Here is a 13,757-nt window from a genome sequence, read left to right on the forward strand (position 1 = left end):
CGCGCCGCGTGCTAGGCCTGCGGCTCGGCGCGTCCCTCGATCAGGCGCGCATATTCGGCCTCCGCCACGCCGTAGCCGTCCCCGGCATAGTCGAGCAGCCCATCGCGATCGGTGATCTCGACGCTGCCGCGGCGCTTGCGCACCGAGCCGGCCATCTCCAGGCTTCGCAACGCCGCCGTCACGCCCGGCCGCTCGACGCCCAGCATGAACGACATGAAATCCTGCGTGACCGTGATCTGGTCGCCATCGACGCGGTCGTGGCACATCAGCAACCACCGGGCGAGGCGGGTCGCGGTGTTGCCCCGGGCGTTGACGAAGGCCGTCTGGGCGGTCTGGACGAATTGCGCCTGGATGAAGCGCTGCAGGAGCCGCCGCAGCGCCGGGCGCCGCTCCACCTCGGCCCGCAGCCGCGGCACGTCGATGCTCAGCATGTGCCCGGCCATCTGCACGAAGTGGGTGTGCGGGCTGCGGTCGTCATCGAGCAGGATCGGGGCGGCACCGACCAGACCTTCCCGGCCGATCAGCCCGATCTCGACCCGGCCGCTTGGCGCATCGCTGGTGATCGAGACGAACCCGTCTTCCGGGAAATAGACCGTCTCGATCGTCGTGTGGGACGCGATTAGGACATGCCGCAGGCGCATCGCCTGGGCCCGCAAAGCCGGCTGCAGAACCGCGAAATCCTCCGGCGGGAGAGCCCGGAGGAGGCGGTTGCGGATATCGGCTTGCTGGAGGGGGGCCATGAGGGTCGCCTGTGGGGCAAGAGCACACGGCGTCCCTCAATCACCAGCGCCCGACCAATGGCCGGCGATGACGAGAAAATGGTATTTGCCACGAAAACCGCAAGTGTTGCTCAAAAACGCAAGAATATTACCGCCGACTGAAAACTGATCTCGATCAATACTACGCGTACCGGCGACGCCCGTTAGACACTCCGCCGCCTATCGTTCGCGATGACCGTCGGACTGCGCCTTCAGGACTTCGCGGACGCAGGCGAACACCGTCTGGCGATCCTCGGGATTCCGGATCGCGAGCCACATCTGGAGAAGCTGAGCCGTCTGGCCGGTCGAAGGCCCGTCAGAAGCCGCGAAGAACAGATCCGTCGAACAGCCGAGCACCTCGGCGAGGTCTTGGAGCTTCCTCAGGGCCCGGGGGCTTGCGGCCGAACCCGGGATGGTGGGGGTCTTCATGTCCATCGCAGCGGCTCCATCGATAATTCGCCCCCACATCAACGATGAACAGCTCTTATCACCACAACATCGGTTGCAATACGGTAATAAAAATACAATTATTCGAATGAAGGCGACCGGAATGTAAATGTTTTACACTCCGCAACCCGTCTTCGACATGTTAGACGTTGGATATGCAATGAGTCGGGCCACCGATCTGGATGCCGTGGCGGATGCGTGTATCGCCGCCTACGCCGTCATCGCCGATCACGGCACGCCGCAGATGAAGATGCTGATCCGAGTGCTGCTGCACATCGTCGGCCGGGAGATCGTGCAGGATCTGGAGCGGAGGGAGCGCGCGGACAACGGGACGCCCGAGGGTTCACCGGAACGCGACACGGGGGCCTGATCGTTTCGAGGCCCGGCCGGCCAAGGCCGGCTTACGCGACGCGACCGCGCAGGGCTCGGACCCGCGACCGGTCGCCACCCCAGACAGTCACGCCCGCCGCAGCGCCAGGGCGGCGATCAGCCCGGCGGTGAGCAGCGCCAGGGCCACGGGGGTCGCCGAGGTCGCGGGCCAGGCCGAGGCCGCGACCGTGAACAGGGCCCCGAAGGTCATCTGCGTGAAACCGTAGAGGCTGGAGGCCGAGCCCGCCGCATGCGGATCGACGTTCATCAACCCGGCCACCGCGTTGGGGCTCAGCAGGCCGACCCCGACCGCGTAGGCGAAGAGTGGCACGATCAGGCTGACGACGCCGAGCATCCCGGTCCGGTCGACCAGCAGCAGCGCCAGGGCGGACGCGATGCAGAGCAGGTTGCCGCTGCGCGCCGCCTTGCGGATCGGCACGCGGCTCGCGAGCCGGCTCGCCAGCACGGCGCCCCCGACCATGCCGAACACCACGATCAGGCAATCGAACCCCACCTCCTGCGAGGAACGCCCGAGCCGGTCGACCAGCAGGAACGGCGCCACCGCCAGGAAGGCGTAGAGGCTGGTGCCGCCGCAGGACCCGGCCACCAGGTAGGCGCGGAAGGCCGGGATCTTCACCAGCCGGAGATAGCCCGCCAGGATCGCCACGAAGCCGGGCAGCGCCACCTTGTGCCGGTTGGTCTCCGGCAGGGTGAACACCACCAGGGCGCCCAGCAGGGCGACGATCCCGGCGAGCACCACGAAGACCGCGCGCCAGCCGAACACCTCGTTTACCACGCCGCCGATCGCCGGGGCCAGGGCGGGGGTGAGGGTCATGGCGGTGGTGAGGATCGCGAGCTTCCTGGCCGCGTCCTCGCGGGTGGAGACGTCCCGCACCATCGCCCGGCCGATCACCAGGGAGCCGCAGGCCCCGAGCGATTGCAGCACCCGCGCCACCAGCAGCACGCCGATGCTCTGGGCCGGGATCGCCAGCAGCAGCCCGGCCAGGTAGAGGCCGAGCCCGCCGATCAGGATCGGACGCCGCCCGAACCGGTCGGAGAGCGGGCCGTACAGGAGCTGGCCGCCCGCGAGCCCGATCAGGTAGACCGTGATGGTGAGCTGCGCGGCGGCCGTCGTGGTGCCGAGGTCGGCGGCGGCGGTGGCGAGCGCGGGCACGAAGATGTGCAGCGCCACCGTGCCGGTCATGGTCACGGCAACGAGCAGCGGCAGGGGCGCCCGGCGCCCCTCCGGATCCAGACGTCGATCGGGCAAGCGGATTCCTTCGCGGTGTCTGACCCGGACGGACATCGGGTCGCGGACGCCTAAAGGCAAAGGCCGGGCCTGAGGCCCGGCCGGTGCGCCGCCGCTACTCCTTCGGCGTCGGCAGCGGCGCGTTCAGGTCCTTGGTCGGGCCGTCGACCTCGAGGTTCTTGGCCCGGTCCACCGCCTCGGGATTGGCCTGGGCCGGCGGCTCCTTGGCGGCCGGGGCGGACGGGGCCGTCGGCTCGGCCGGGATCGCGCTCGACGGCGTGCCCTGCTGGTCGCCGTCATGGGCGCCCGCCGGCGGGGCCGGGGCGTTGCGGTCGCTCGATTCGCTCGGCGCACGCGGGCTGCCGGCGGATTTCTCCTCGACCGGCTTGGCCGTGTTGACGTCGGCGGGCTTGGCCGGGCTGTCCTTGCCCTCGGAGCCCTTGCCGGCGGCCGGCTTGGCGGCGGTGGGCTTGTCCTCGGCGGCGGGCGCAGGCTTGTCCTCGGGCTTGGCGGCCGCCGGGGCGGCCTCGGGCTTCGCCTCGGTCTTCTCCACGGCGGGCAGCGGCTTGGGGCTGTCGGCGTTCTTGTTCAGGTAGGCGATGACGTTAGCGCGCTCCTGCGGCGAGGCGATGCCGGCGAACGCCATCTTGGTGCCCGGGGCGTAGCCCTTCGGGCTGGCCAGGAAGGCGTCCAGGTCGTCGTAGGTCCAGGTGCCACCCTTGCCCTTCAGGGCCGCCGAGTACTCGAAACCGGCATGGCCGCCCTTCGGGCGCTCGACCACGCCGTAGAGGTCCGGGCCGACCTTGTTCGGGCCGCCCTTCTCGAAATTGTGGCAGGCCCGGCAGGCCTTGGTGCCGGCCTCGCCCTTCTCGACGTTGGCGCTGGCGAGCCGCACGGCGATCGGCTCGACCTTGGCCTCCGGGGTCGCGGCGGCGGTCTGCGGCTCCGGCTCGGGCAGGTCGTAGCCGGCTTTGCCCGCAGGTCTCGGATGGTAGATCAGCTCGGCGACGAAACCCGATCCAGCCGCGAACAACAGGGCACCGAGCACGGCACCAAGCACTTTGTTCACTTCGAACGAGTTCATGCTCTTCTCTCGATCTGCCCGTGCCGTCACAGGCAGACACGCCGGGACACAGGACCTTGGAAGATTTCAAGGGTGCTTAGCCGTTCCGGCACGATCTTGACAATGGTGGTGGGGGGATCCGTACCGTCGCGGGGCAAAACCCCCGTGCCAAATCGCCCAGCTTGTCACCCAGCGGCATCATTTTGCCGGATCGCGAGACGCGGAGCCCCGCCCGCGCCAGGGACGACAACCGCCGGCAGGCCTGTTAAGCAGCCGCGCTCCGCCGCGAGCCCCCGCCCGATCGCCGATCCCCGATGTCCGATCCCCTCGTCCTGATTCCGGCCCGCCTGGCCGCGACGCGCCTGCCGAACAAGCCGCTGGCCGAGATCGCCGGCGAAGCGATGATCGTCCATGTCTGGCGCCGGGCCATGGAGGCCGGGATCGGCCCCGTGGTGGTGGCGACCGACACCGCCGCGATCGCCCAGGCCGTCGAGGCGGCCGGCGGCATCGCGGTGATGACCCGGGCCGACCACCCGTCCGGCTCGGACCGGCTCGCCGAGGCGCTGGAGACCATTGACCCCGAGGGACGCCACGACGTGGTAGTCAACGTCCAGGGCGACCTGCCGACCATCGACCCGGCGATCATCGGCGCCTCGATCGGCCCGCTCTCGGACCGGACCGTGGACATCGTCACGCTCTGCGCGCCGATCACCGACGCGCACGAGGCCGACAACCCCAATGTGGTCAAGCTCGTGGGCCACAGCGTCGGCCCGGGCCGCCTGCGCGCGCTCTACTTCACCCGCGCCCGCGCCCCCTGGGGCGAGGGTCCGCTCTGGCACCATATCGGCCTCTACGCCTATCGCCGCACCGCGCTGACCCGCTTCGTCGCCCTGCCCCCCGGGGAGCTGGAGACCCGGGAGAAGCTCGAGCAGCTGCGCGCGCTGGAGGCCGGCATGCGCATCGATGCCGTCATCGTCGACGACCTGCCGCTGGGCGTCGACACCCCCGCCGACCTGGAGCGCGCCCGCGCCCTCCTCCAGGCCCGCCGCCTGAACTGAACCGCATTCCCGATGACCGACCGCACCATCTCGTACCAGGGCGAGCCCGGGGCCAACTCGCACATCATCTGCGCCGCAGTGTTTCCGGACTGGACGCCCCTGCCCTGCCCGACCTTCGAGGACGCCTTCGCGGCGGTCACGGAGGGCCGCGCGCAGCGGGCGATGATCCCGATCGAGAACTCGATCGCGGGCCGGGTCGCCGACATCCATCACCTGATCCCGACCTCGCCGCTGCACATCGTGGCCGAGCACTTCCTGCCGATCCATTTCCAGCTGATGGTCCTGCCGGGCACGGCGCTGGAGACCGTGCGGACCGTCCACAGCCACGTCCACGCGCTCGGCCAGTGTCGGCGGATCGTCCGCCGGCTGGGCCTGAAGGCCGTGGTGGCCGGCGACACAGCGGGCGCGGCGCGCGAGATCGCCGAGATCGGCGACCCGAGCCGGGCCGCCCTGGCGCCGGCGCTGGCCGCCGAGGTCTACGGCCTCGAGATCCTGGAGCGCGACGTCGAGGACGAGGCGCACAACACCACCCGCTTCGTGGTGTTCTCCCCCGAGCCGGAGCCGGTGGAAGCCGGGACCGGCCCGTGCGTGACCAGCTTCGTGTTCCGCGTGCGCAACATCCCGGCCGCCCTCTACAAGGCGCTCGGCGGCTTCGCGACCAACGGCGTCAACATGTCCAAGCTCGAGAGCTACATGATGGACGGCGAGTTCACCGCCACGCAGTTCTACGCCGAGGTGGACGGCCACCCCGAGGATCCGGGCCTCGCCCGGGCGCTGGAAGAGCTCGGCTATTTCTCGCGCGAGCTGCGGGTGGTCGGCACCTACCCGGCCAATCCGTTCCGAGAGGCGGCGCGGCCAGCGGCGGAGTAGGCTCCTGAATTCAACGTTCGGCCGCGCTGACCAAGGCCGCCTCGATGAAGGCCGACCGGCTGAGGCCTCTCTCCTCGGCCGCCTCGTCCGTCAGGCGCAGAAGACCCTTGTCGATCATGATGTTGACGCGCACCCGTTCGCCCGGGACGCGCCGCGGTACGATGAGTTGGACCATCGCGCCTTCCAGATCTTCCGCAAGGGTCGGGTCAGCACGGAGTTCGGCCAGCGTCCGGGGGGATGGGGGTGCCACTCCATCCGAGGCCAACATGGCGAGATGCCCCGACAGCGCTTCGCGGGCGGACTCGACGGCGGCCTCGAAGCTTGGGCCGCCGGAGGTGCAACCCGGCACGTCCGGGAATGTGACACCCCACTCAGAGGTGCCGATCGGCGGATGGATCAGGCCAATATATGGGGTCATGTCCCTGATTCCTCGTCGAAAGGAGGGTCCGATCACAGGCCGGCAGCCCGGAGGATGGATCTCACCGTCTTGGGATGCATATCCTTCTTCGGGTGAGGGATCGTGATCTTGCCGGGCTTCATTGGGTGCTTGAAATGCCGATGGCTCCCGGTGGTTGAATGCCAGATCCAGCCATCCGCCACGAGCATGCGGATCAGATCACGCGAATCCACGAGCACCATCCCAGCGGGAACCCAGAGCGCGCGGGCGGGCCGCATCGCCACTAAAATGTGGAACGCGTGTGTAATTTTAGCAAGCGGTGGACGATCAGGAGCGTCCCGCCCGATCACTCCCGTCGCAGCACCTTGTCGGCGGCCAGGTCCGACCAGAATCCCGGCCGGAAGTCGCGCTTGAGCGCCTCCGGGTCGTAGATCGTCTCGACCCAGGTCAGGAAATCGATGCCCTTGGCCTCGCCCTCGACCAGGTAGCGGGCGAAGAACGCGTCGAGGATGCCGGTCTTGGCGAAGCGGAGATGGCCGTAACGGGCCGAGAGCTGCCGGGCGGCCTCGGCCACCGGGCGGTTCTCGTGCAGGATCAGGTAAAGGGCGGAGGCGAGCCCGGCCCGGTCGGCGCCCGACTTGCAGTGCATCACCGCCGGGTACTGGATGCCGGCGAAGAAGTCCTTGGCGGCCAGCAGGGTGGCGCGGTCGGGGGCCTCGCGGGAGCGCAGGACGAACTCGACCAGGGTGAGCCCGTGGCGCTCGCACGCCTCCCGCTGCAGCGGCCAGGAGCCGTGCTCGCGGCCGCCGCGCAGGGAAATGATCGTGCGCACGCCCTCGGCCCGGAAGCGCGCGAGTTGGTGCGGCCCCGGCTGGGCCGAGCGCCAGAGCCGGCCCGAGCCGACCCGGTGGCGGTTGAGATAGGCCAGCCGGAACACGCCGTGATCGATCAGCAGCATATTCGCCCAGGCCCGCAGCCGGTCGCCGGGGCCGGCGATCGGCCGCTCGAACCGGGCGATCCGGGCCATGCGGCGGGCGTAGCGCGTCTCGGGCTTGAGGAAGCGGTTGAACACGTTCAGGACTGCCGCGGAATCGGGAGCCGGCTCTAACAGCCGCCCGGAAGCCCGGCAATTCGCCTGTCGGGCCGGCATCCGCGCCGCGTCGCCGCCCACGAACGGAATGTTCCGAAAAACCGGCGCCGATCTTGCCTTCACTCTGCCCGGATCGGGATCGAACCTGGGCGGGCCGCGCGGGTTATCCGACGGTCGACGGGGGAAGGCCGGAAGCCCATGAGCACGCGCACCACGAGCATCCGGCGGGCTCGCGAGGCCGATCTCGGCAGCCTGTCGACGGTGTTCGATGCCTCCTGGCGCGAGGCCTATCGCGGCATCATCCCCGGGGTGGCCCTCGAGCGGCTGATCGCCGGGCGCGACCGGGCCTGGTGGCGCAGCGCCCTGCGCCGGGGCCGCCCGATCGCCCTGGTCGAGACCGGGGAGCGTGTGGTCGGCTACGCCGCCTACGGGCGCACCCGCAGCCGGGCGCTCGGCACCGAGGCGGAGATCGACGAGCTCTACCTGCTGCCGGAATACCAGGGCGTCGGCCTCGGTCGCCGCCTGTTCAAGGCGGTCCGCAACGACCTTGCCGATCACGGCCTGACCCGGCTCGGCGTCTGGAGCCTGGAGGACAACGCCCGGGCGGGCGCCTTCTACGAGGGCCTGGGCGGCCGGGCCGGGCCGCGGGTGCTGGACCGGGTCGCCGGCGTCGCGCTGCCCAAGGTCGGATACCTGTTCAGCTAACGTTTCCTGGGACTCGTCGCCGGCCCCGCGCCGATACTGATTTGCATCGCACGGCCAGGCATCTAAGAGGTCGGGGAAGCGGTGCAAGCCGCATCCCGGAAGCGATACGCCATGAACATCGACGCCATCCCGCTCGGCAAGAAGCCCCCGCACGACGTCAACGTCATCATCGAGGTGCCGCTGGGCGGCGAGCCGATCAAGTACGAGATGGACAAAGAATCCGGCGCGCTGGTCGTCGACCGGTTCCTCTATACGCCGATGTTCTACCCCGGGAACTACGGCTTCATCCCGCACACCCTGTCGGGCGACGGTGATCCCTGCGACGTGCTGGTCGCCAATACCCGGGCGGTGCTGCCCGGCGCGATCATCAGCGCCCGCCCGGTCGGCGTGATGGTGATGCAGGACGAGGGCGGCGAGGACGAGAAGGTCATCGCGGTGCCCTCCCGCCACCTGACCAAGCGCTACGACCGTGTCGAGAACTACACCGATCTGCCCGACATCACGATCCAGCAGATCCAGCACTTCTTCGAGCACTACAAGGATCTGGAGCCCGGCAAGTGGGTCAAGTTCGTCCGCTGGGGCGACAAGGAAGAGGCCCACCGGCTGATCGAGGAAGCGATCGAGCGGGCGAAGGCCAAGAAGTAAGATCGACCAGCAGGCCGCTCCCGTTCGGGGCGGCCTGTTTCGTTCACCCGTCGATGCGGCGCAATCCGGCCTTGTAGCGCCGGGCGTTCTCGACGTAGCGCAGGGCGGCCTGGCGCAGGCCCTCCACGGCCGCGGCATCGAGGGTGCGCACGGCCTTGGCCGGGGCGCCGACGATCAGGCTGTGATCCGGGAATTCCTTGCCCTCGGTGACCAGCGCGTTGGCCCCGACCAGGCAGCCCCGGCCGATCCTGGCACCGTTCAGCACCGTCGCGCCCATGCCGACCAGGCTGCCGTCGCCGATCGTGCAGCCATGGACGATCGCGCCGTGGCCCACGGTGACATCCGCGCCGATCACCAGCGGGAACCCGGGATCGACATGCATGATCACCCCTTCCTGAACGTTGGTGCGGTCGCCGATGCGGATCGGCTCGTTGTCGCCGCGCAGGGCCGCGCCGAACCAGATGCCGACATCGACGCCGAGATGGACGCGGCCGATCACCTGGGCGTCCGGAGCGATCCAGACGCGATCGGGATCGGCCAGGTCCGGCGCGTGGTCGTCGAGGGCGTAGAGCGGCATGGCTGGCTTTCCGTCCCGGGGCTGATCGGTCGGCGTCGAGGCCGACGAGGCACATCGCCTGTCGCCGGAATGGCACAGGTCCGGCCCGCCTGCCAATGTAGGGTCACCGGCGAATCGTGAGCGAGGCGCGGCGTGAAGCGGATCACGGCATCGATCGGCCTTGCGGCCCTGTTGCTGGCGCAAGCCGCCACGGCGGCGGATTGGCACGACGGCGCGCCGGCCGGCGGCTTTCGGGCCACCTGCGAGGACCTCGCCACCTTCTGCTTCGCCGATGCCTGCGGGCGCGATCAGATCACGGCGGCCCAGACTTGCCAGGCGCGCTGCCCCAGCGCCGTGATCCTCAGCGTGGTGCCGGCCGCCTGCCGCATCCCGGAAGCGCCGCTCGGGCCCATCCTCCGGCGGCGCGGCTGAGCACCCGGCAAGATCCACGGTGTCATCGCGGATGGATCCCCAGATCAGGCCGAGAAAAAAATCATCGCCCTGCGGCAACGAAACGCGGGGCGCAGCATTGACCATGCTCGAACGGCTCTAAAGCGAACAGGTCGACATGGACCGTTGCTCGCAAAGGCGCGAGACCGGAAGTCATATCATGATCAACGAGGATCTTATGCCGCCCAAATCGGGCCTGAATGCTGACCCTGTTCTCTACGGCGTCGCCGCCGGCCTGGCGGTCCTGTTCCCGCCGGTCATGGCGCACGCCCAGGATGCGGCGCGGCCGAGCGCATCATCCGAAGGCGACGAGGACGCGGAGACGCAAGACGCGGAATGACCGGGGCCCGCCGCTGAGGGTCGTGCCGGACGCGCGAGCGTCAGACGGCAAGTCGCGCGATCAGCAGCAGGGTCGCCAGCACCGGCGCCGCGGCCGCGAGCCAGAGCGCACCGGCATGCACGGCGGGGGGTGCGCTGAACCGCAGGGGCGGCGCTACGCCGGGGCGCAGGGGTTGCTCGCGCCCGAAACCAATCCCGATGGCCATCCGCCGCCTCCTCGATGCACGAGGAGGAAATCGCGGCGGCCCTCAAGGCCGTCTGAATCGACGGCCCGGGTTCGTGCGGCGTGGTGAATCCGCCCTTAAGGCGACTTCCGGCCGGGGATCTCGGGCCTCAGAGCGCCCGGTCGAACTTCAGCTCGCCGTTCGGGCTCTTCAGCACCAGCTGCGAGCCGACCAGATCCCACACCGCCGCGGTTCGCAGGGCGACGAAGAACGCCTGCTCGGAGGCCGCGAGGCTCTTGTCGCAGCTCTTCTTGGTGAGCGCGAGCGGGCCGACCGCGAGGTGCTGATCCTTCAGCGGGAAGGCGGTGGCCGCGAAGGTGTTGCAGCCGCCGTAACCGCGGGCGCGGTACTGCTTGTCGATGATGAAGCTCGGCCGGTCGCCGCCGGTGAACGGCTTGCCGTTGAGGCTCACCGCCGTCCAGGTCGAGTCGAGCGGAAAGATCTTCTCGCTCGCCTTGGTGCCCGGCACGTATTGCGGCTTCTTCTCTTCCTCGCCGCCCGGGCGGCGGTTGCCGCGGCCGAAGCCCGTGGGCGCGCCACCGCCCATCTGGGCCTGGGCCTGCGTCGCTGCGGTCAGGTCCACGGCCATCACGGCACAGGCCAAGGTGGCGATCAGCACCGCTCTCATCGTTCTGCCCCTACTCTCGCGCGCACGGCGCTCAGCTCGTCGTCCATTCGGCGGCGCATCATGCCCCCGACGCCCACGATTCGCGCGTCGAGGCCGCCCCGAATCCATACACCCCCGCGGATGCGACCGAATTTCAGCACAATTATGGTCACGGCGCATCGGGCGGCGCCCTGAACCGATCGGCGGCCGTTATCGTTGTCGATCATCGTACAGTGACGAGCGACGGGATGGAGGACGACGTGGCGGGATCGGACGAGAGCGGCCAGGCCGGGGCGAGCGCGCTCGCGATGAGCCCGGCGCAGTCGCGGGCGGCCCGCGGGCTGCTCGGATGGTCCGAGGCAGACCTCGCCGCCAAGGTCGGCCTGGACGAGCAATTCGTGCGCGACTTCGAGAGCGGCTACGGCGATCCGCCGAGCGGGCAGATCGAGGCCCTGCGCAGCGCCCTGTGCACCGCCGGCGCGGTGTTCGACGACGCGCCCAATCCCGGCGTCCACCTGGCCGCCCAGGCCACGGCCGACGAGGGCGTCCGGCTCGGCGCCCTGACCACCGAGAACGATCGGTAGGGCCTGCCATGGGCGGTCCCGGTCATGACGCGTTCAGCCGCCGGGGCCGATAGCCGGGGGGCTCGATCCGCACGTCGTCCCAGGAGGGATCCGTGACCGTTCTTCTCGACCGCCCCATCCGAACCGAGGTGCACGTCATGGCGGGGGCACGCTGATGCGAGCCGACGCTTTCCTGGCGGCGGCCGACGCGCTTCCGGTAGCGGATCTCGACAGCCTGGTGGCGCGCGGTGGCCTCGTCGTGGTCGCGCCCCATCCCGACGACGAGAGCCTGGGCTGTGGGGGCCTGATCGCCGCGGCGCGCGCCGCCGGCCGCGACGTGCGCCTCGTGGTGGTCAGCGACGGCTGCGGCTCGCACACCCATTCCCGGCTCTACCCGCCGGACAAGCTGCGGACTTTGCGCGAGGCGGAGACGCTCCGGGCCGTGGCGATCCTCGGCCTCGCCGCGGATTCCGTCACCTTCCTGCGCCTGCCCGACGCGCATGTGCCGAGTGCAGGCCCCGAGGCCGAGGCCGCCGCCCATGCCGTCGTGCAGGCTGCCACCGCCTGCGAGGCCGGCGCGGTGTTCGTGACCTGGCGGCACGATCCCCATTGCGACCACAAGGCGTCCGCCGCCATCGTCGGCCTGGCCCGGCCGCTCATGCCCAAAGTTGTGGTCTACGAATACCCGGTCTGGGGCTGGACCCTGCCGCCGGAGACCGAGGTCGGGCCGGCGCCGGACGGCCTGCGCCTCGACGTGTCGGCCTATCGCGCGGCCAAGGCCCGCGCGGTCGCGGCGCACGAATCGCAGACGACCGACCTGATCGCGGACGATCCCACGGGCTTTCGCCTGGAGCCCGCGATGATCGACCGGCTCTGCGGCCCCTACGAGCGCTTCGTCAGGATCCCCGCATGAGCCGGGCCACGCAGACCATGCCGGCGGATTACTTCGCCGGCATCTACGCCAGCGATCCGGATCCTTGGAAGTTCACGAGTTCGGCCTACGAGCGCGACAAATACGCGGCGACTTTGGCCTGCCTGCCACGGCCGCGCTACCGCGCCGCCTTCGAGCCGGCCTGCGCGATCGGGGTGTTCACCCGGGCCCTGTCCGAGCGCTGCGACCGCCTCCTGGCGAGCGACCTGATCCCGGCCGCCGTCGAGGCCGCCCGGGCCCGTTGCGCCGACCGGCCGACGGTGGAGATCCGCCAGGGCGCCGTGCCGGCGGACTGGCCGGAGGGGCGGTTCGACCTGATCGTGCTGTCCGAATTCCTGTATTTCCTCGCGCCGCCGGACCTCACCGAGCTGGTTCGGCGTGTCGGCGGGGCGATCGAGCCCGGCGGCGACCTCGTGCTGGTCCACTGGATAGGCGAGACCGACTATCCGCAATCGGGTGACGAGGCGGTCGAGAGCTTCATCGCGCAGGCCGCGCCGTTCGCCGGCCTGCTGCATCAGGACCGGACCGACAAATACCGGCTCGATGTGCTGCGTGCGGGAGGTGCGGCGTGAGCACCACGGTCATCACCCTCAACAAGGGCCGGGGCGCGCATCTCGCCCGGCTGCTCGAAGGCCTGGAGCGCGGCACGCCACCCGAAGCTTGCATCGTCGTGGAGATCGGCGGCGACGACGCGCCCCTGCCGGATCTGCCGTTCCCGGTCGAGCGCGTCCCGTTCCCGCGGGACGGCCTGCCGCTCGCCGCCGCGCGCAATGCCGGGCGCCGGGCGGCGCGGACCGACACGCTCGTCTTCCTCGATGTCGATTGCATCCCGTCCCGCGGCCTGGTCGCGGACCTGTCGCGGGTGGTCGCCGAGCACGACGCCCTGATCTGCTGCGAGATCGGCTACCTGCCGGCCGGCGCGGTCACGGATGGCTGGGACGAGGCCGAGCTCGACAGGCTCGGCCATCCGCACCCGGTGCGCACCTTCCCGGCCCCGGGCCGGGTCGCGCCGGCACCGCAGCCCGGCCTGTTCTGGTCCCTGGCCTTCGCGGTGCGGGCCGCGACCTACGACCGGATCGGCGGCTTCGACGAATCCTTCTCCGGCTACGGGGCGGAGGATACCGACCTGGCGTTCCGGGCCGACGCGGCCGATGTGCCGATCCTGTTCCTCGGCGGCCCCCGGGCCTACCACCAGCACCATGCGAGCTACGACCCGCCGCTCCAGCATTTTCGCGACATCGTCGCCAACGCCGCCCGCTTCCACGCCCGCCACGGCTTCTGGCCGATGGACGGCTGGCTCGACGGGTTCGCGCGCCTCGGCCTGATCGCACCGGACCGGTCGAACGGGATCGCGGTTTACCGCGACCCGACGCCGTCCGAGATGGCGGCGGCGCGCCTGCCGGATGCGCGGCCGTTCTGAGCGGATCGCGTCGCGA

General features: G+C 70.2%; 21 protein-coding genes. 11 read left to right on the forward strand and 10 right to left on the reverse strand.

What is annotated here, in order from left to right:
* Window positions 1-11: 11 nt before the first annotated feature.
* Both WYO_RS04255 and WYO_RS28905 read right to left on the reverse strand, forming a co-directional pair.
* Entirely contained in the window at window positions 12-740 is a 729-nt protein-coding gene (locus WYO_RS04255; protein ID WP_007559527.1) for a Crp/Fnr family transcriptional regulator, read from the reverse strand.
* A 198-nt stretch (window positions 741-938) separates the two neighbouring features.
* On the reverse strand, window positions 939-1,193 hold the full coding sequence (locus tag WYO_RS28905) for a hypothetical protein (protein WP_007559528.1): 255 nt from the start codon (window positions 1,191-1,193) through the stop codon (window positions 939-941).
* Window positions 1,194-1,365: 172 nt separating this feature from the next.
* Here WYO_RS28905 and WYO_RS04265 point away from each other — a divergent pair, with 172 nt between their 5' ends.
* The gene (locus WYO_RS04265) at window positions 1,366-1,575 is read left to right on the forward strand and encodes a hypothetical protein (RefSeq protein ID WP_039902217.1); all 210 of its coding nucleotides are present in this window, start codon (window positions 1,366-1,368) and stop codon (window positions 1,573-1,575) included.
* An 87-nt stretch (window positions 1,576-1,662) separates the two neighbouring features.
* Here WYO_RS04265 and WYO_RS04270 read toward each other — a convergent pair whose 3' ends face one another.
* Window positions 1,663-2,844: a multidrug effflux MFS transporter gene (locus tag WYO_RS04270; protein ID WP_128754944.1), complete on the reverse strand. Its 1,182-nt coding sequence runs from the start codon at window positions 2,842-2,844 to the stop codon at window positions 1,663-1,665.
* A 94-nt stretch (window positions 2,845-2,938) separates the two neighbouring features.
* Window positions 2,939-3,907 (reverse strand): cytochrome c family protein, encoded by a 969-nt coding sequence (locus tag WYO_RS29695; protein ID WP_007559533.1) that lies wholly within the window; start codon window positions 3,905-3,907, stop codon window positions 2,939-2,941.
* Window positions 3,908-4,200: 293 nt separating this feature from the next.
* On the opposite strand from WYO_RS29695, the gene WYO_RS04280 reads away from it, so the two are divergent.
* Window positions 4,201-4,944 carry a 3-deoxy-manno-octulosonate cytidylyltransferase gene (locus WYO_RS04280; RefSeq protein ID WP_007559535.1) on the forward strand — a complete coding sequence of 248 codons (744 nt, stop codon included), beginning with the start codon at window positions 4,201-4,203 and terminating at the stop codon, window positions 4,942-4,944.
* 12 nt (window positions 4,945-4,956) lie between these two features.
* On the forward strand, window positions 4,957-5,814 hold the full coding sequence (locus tag WYO_RS04285) for a prephenate dehydratase (protein ID WP_007559537.1): 858 nt from the start codon (window positions 4,957-4,959) through the stop codon (window positions 5,812-5,814).
* A gap of 10 nt (window positions 5,815-5,824) precedes the next feature.
* Here the strand turns inward: WYO_RS04285 and WYO_RS29700 are convergent, their stop codons facing one another.
* From WYO_RS29700 to WYO_RS04300, 3 genes are all read right to left on the reverse strand, one after another.
* On the reverse strand, window positions 5,825-6,232 hold the full coding sequence (locus WYO_RS29700) for a type II toxin-antitoxin system HicB family antitoxin (protein ID WP_007559539.1): 408 nt from the start codon (window positions 6,230-6,232) through the stop codon (window positions 5,825-5,827).
* Between the two features lie 32 nt (window positions 6,233-6,264).
* Window positions 6,265-6,453, reverse strand: a complete 189-nt coding sequence (locus WYO_RS04295) for a type II toxin-antitoxin system HicA family toxin (RefSeq protein WP_244424056.1) — start codon at window positions 6,451-6,453, stop codon at window positions 6,265-6,267.
* 104 nt (window positions 6,454-6,557) lie between these two features.
* A complete protein-coding gene (locus WYO_RS04300) occupies window positions 6,558-7,283 on the reverse strand; it encodes a tyrosine-protein phosphatase (RefSeq protein ID WP_039902267.1) in 726 nt (241 codons plus the stop codon).
* A gap of 216 nt (window positions 7,284-7,499) precedes the next feature.
* Here WYO_RS04300 and WYO_RS04305 point away from each other — a divergent pair, with 216 nt between their 5' ends.
* Both WYO_RS04305 and ppa read left to right on the forward strand, forming a co-directional pair.
* Window positions 7,500-8,006, forward strand: coding sequence for a GNAT family N-acetyltransferase (locus WYO_RS04305; protein WP_007559544.1), 507 nt, complete (start codon window positions 7,500-7,502; stop codon window positions 8,004-8,006).
* A 111-nt stretch (window positions 8,007-8,117) separates the two neighbouring features.
* Window positions 8,118-8,651 (forward strand): inorganic diphosphatase, encoded by a 534-nt coding sequence (gene ppa / locus WYO_RS04310; RefSeq protein WP_007559546.1) that lies wholly within the window; start codon window positions 8,118-8,120, stop codon window positions 8,649-8,651.
* 43 nt (window positions 8,652-8,694) lie between these two features.
* Here the strand turns inward: ppa and WYO_RS04315 are convergent, their stop codons facing one another.
* Window positions 8,695-9,228, reverse strand: a complete 534-nt coding sequence (locus WYO_RS04315) for a gamma carbonic anhydrase family protein (protein ID WP_007559548.1) — start codon at window positions 9,226-9,228, stop codon at window positions 8,695-8,697.
* A 132-nt stretch (window positions 9,229-9,360) separates the two neighbouring features.
* Here WYO_RS04315 and WYO_RS04320 point away from each other — a divergent pair, with 132 nt between their 5' ends.
* Both WYO_RS04320 and WYO_RS04325 read left to right on the forward strand, forming a co-directional pair.
* Complete coding sequence (locus WYO_RS04320; protein ID WP_007559550.1) at window positions 9,361-9,639, forward strand: hypothetical protein; 279 nt, start codon at window positions 9,361-9,363, stop codon at window positions 9,637-9,639.
* A 178-nt stretch (window positions 9,640-9,817) separates the two neighbouring features.
* Window positions 9,818-9,997: a hypothetical protein gene (locus WYO_RS04325; RefSeq protein WP_007559552.1), complete on the forward strand. Its 180-nt coding sequence runs from the start codon at window positions 9,818-9,820 to the stop codon at window positions 9,995-9,997.
* A gap of 40 nt (window positions 9,998-10,037) precedes the next feature.
* On the opposite strand, the gene WYO_RS31455 is transcribed toward WYO_RS04325, so the two are convergent.
* Together WYO_RS31455 and WYO_RS04330 are read right to left on the reverse strand one after the other, a co-directional pair.
* Window positions 10,038-10,202, reverse strand: a complete 165-nt coding sequence (locus WYO_RS31455; RefSeq protein ID WP_007559554.1) for a hypothetical protein — start codon at window positions 10,200-10,202, stop codon at window positions 10,038-10,040.
* A gap of 127 nt (window positions 10,203-10,329) precedes the next feature.
* On the reverse strand, window positions 10,330-10,848 hold the full coding sequence (locus WYO_RS04330; protein WP_007559556.1) for an META domain-containing protein: 519 nt from the start codon (window positions 10,846-10,848) through the stop codon (window positions 10,330-10,332).
* Window positions 10,849-11,135: 287 nt separating this feature from the next.
* On the opposite strand from WYO_RS04330, the gene WYO_RS04335 reads away from it, so the two are divergent.
* The 4 genes from WYO_RS04335 (at window position 11,136) to WYO_RS04350 (ending at window position 13,741) form a co-directional block, all read left to right on the forward strand.
* Window positions 11,136-11,411, forward strand: coding sequence for a helix-turn-helix transcriptional regulator (locus WYO_RS04335; RefSeq protein WP_047170744.1), 276 nt, complete (start codon window positions 11,136-11,138; stop codon window positions 11,409-11,411).
* 154 nt (window positions 11,412-11,565) lie between these two features.
* Window positions 11,566-12,303: a PIG-L family deacetylase gene (locus WYO_RS04340; protein ID WP_007559560.1), complete on the forward strand. Its 738-nt coding sequence runs from the start codon at window positions 11,566-11,568 to the stop codon at window positions 12,301-12,303.
* Window positions 12,300-12,893 carry an SAM-dependent methyltransferase gene (locus tag WYO_RS04345; RefSeq protein ID WP_007559561.1) on the forward strand — a complete coding sequence of 198 codons (594 nt, stop codon included), beginning with the start codon at window positions 12,300-12,302 and terminating at the stop codon, window positions 12,891-12,893. Before WYO_RS04340 ends, WYO_RS04345 begins: the two co-directional genes overlap by 4 nt.
* Window positions 12,890-13,741 carry a galactosyltransferase-related protein gene (locus tag WYO_RS04350; protein WP_007559563.1) on the forward strand — a complete coding sequence of 284 codons (852 nt, stop codon included), beginning with the start codon at window positions 12,890-12,892 and terminating at the stop codon, window positions 13,739-13,741. The genes WYO_RS04345 and WYO_RS04350 overlap by 4 nt, the downstream gene beginning before the upstream one ends.
* Window positions 13,742-13,757 lie beyond the last annotated feature (16 nt).

Origin of the sequence: Methylobacterium sp. GXF4 (genome assembly GCF_000272495.1) — a bacterium.
Classification (GTDB): Bacteria; Pseudomonadota; Alphaproteobacteria; order Rhizobiales; family Beijerinckiaceae; genus Methylobacterium; species Methylobacterium brachiatum.

Coding starts and splice junctions, on each gene's coding strand:
- WYO_RS04255 (WP_007559527.1), bottom strand. CDS start 740: ATGGCCCCCCTCCAGCAAGCCGATATCCGCAACCGCCTCCTCCGGGCT.
- WYO_RS28905 (WP_007559528.1), bottom strand. CDS start 1,193: ATGGACATGAAGACCCCCACCATCCCGGGTTCGGCCGCAAGCCCCCGG.
- WYO_RS04265 (WP_039902217.1), top strand. CDS start 1,366: ATGAGTCGGGCCACCGATCTGGATGCCGTGGCGGATGCGTGTATCGCC.
- WYO_RS29695 (WP_007559533.1), bottom strand. CDS start 3,907: ATGAACTCGTTCGAAGTGAACAAAGTGCTTGGTGCCGTGCTCGGTGCC.
- WYO_RS04280 (WP_007559535.1), top strand. CDS start 4,201: ATGTCCGATCCCCTCGTCCTGATTCCGGCCCGCCTGGCCGCGACGCGC.
- WYO_RS04285 (WP_007559537.1), top strand. CDS start 4,957: ATGACCGACCGCACCATCTCGTACCAGGGCGAGCCCGGGGCCAACTCG.
- WYO_RS29700 (WP_007559539.1), bottom strand. CDS start 6,232: ATGACCCCATATATTGGCCTGATCCATCCGCCGATCGGCACCTCTGAG.
- WYO_RS04295 (WP_244424056.1), bottom strand. CDS start 6,453: ATGGTGCTCGTGGATTCGCGTGATCTGATCCGCATGCTCGTGGCGGAT.
- WYO_RS04305 (WP_007559544.1), top strand. CDS start 7,500: ATGAGCACGCGCACCACGAGCATCCGGCGGGCTCGCGAGGCCGATCTC.
- ppa (WP_007559546.1), top strand. CDS start 8,118: ATGAACATCGACGCCATCCCGCTCGGCAAGAAGCCCCCGCACGACGTC.
- WYO_RS04315 (WP_007559548.1), bottom strand. CDS start 9,228: ATGCCGCTCTACGCCCTCGACGACCACGCGCCGGACCTGGCCGATCCC.
- WYO_RS04325 (WP_007559552.1), top strand. CDS start 9,818: ATGATCAACGAGGATCTTATGCCGCCCAAATCGGGCCTGAATGCTGAC.
- WYO_RS31455 (WP_007559554.1), bottom strand. CDS start 10,202: ATGGCCATCGGGATTGGTTTCGGGCGCGAGCAACCCCTGCGCCCCGGC.
- WYO_RS04330 (WP_007559556.1), bottom strand. CDS start 10,848: ATGAGAGCGGTGCTGATCGCCACCTTGGCCTGTGCCGTGATGGCCGTG.
- WYO_RS04335 (WP_047170744.1), top strand. CDS start 11,136: ATGAGCCCGGCGCAGTCGCGGGCGGCCCGCGGGCTGCTCGGATGGTCC.
- WYO_RS04340 (WP_007559560.1), top strand. CDS start 11,566: ATGCGAGCCGACGCTTTCCTGGCGGCGGCCGACGCGCTTCCGGTAGCG.
- WYO_RS04345 (WP_007559561.1), top strand. CDS start 12,300: ATGAGCCGGGCCACGCAGACCATGCCGGCGGATTACTTCGCCGGCATC.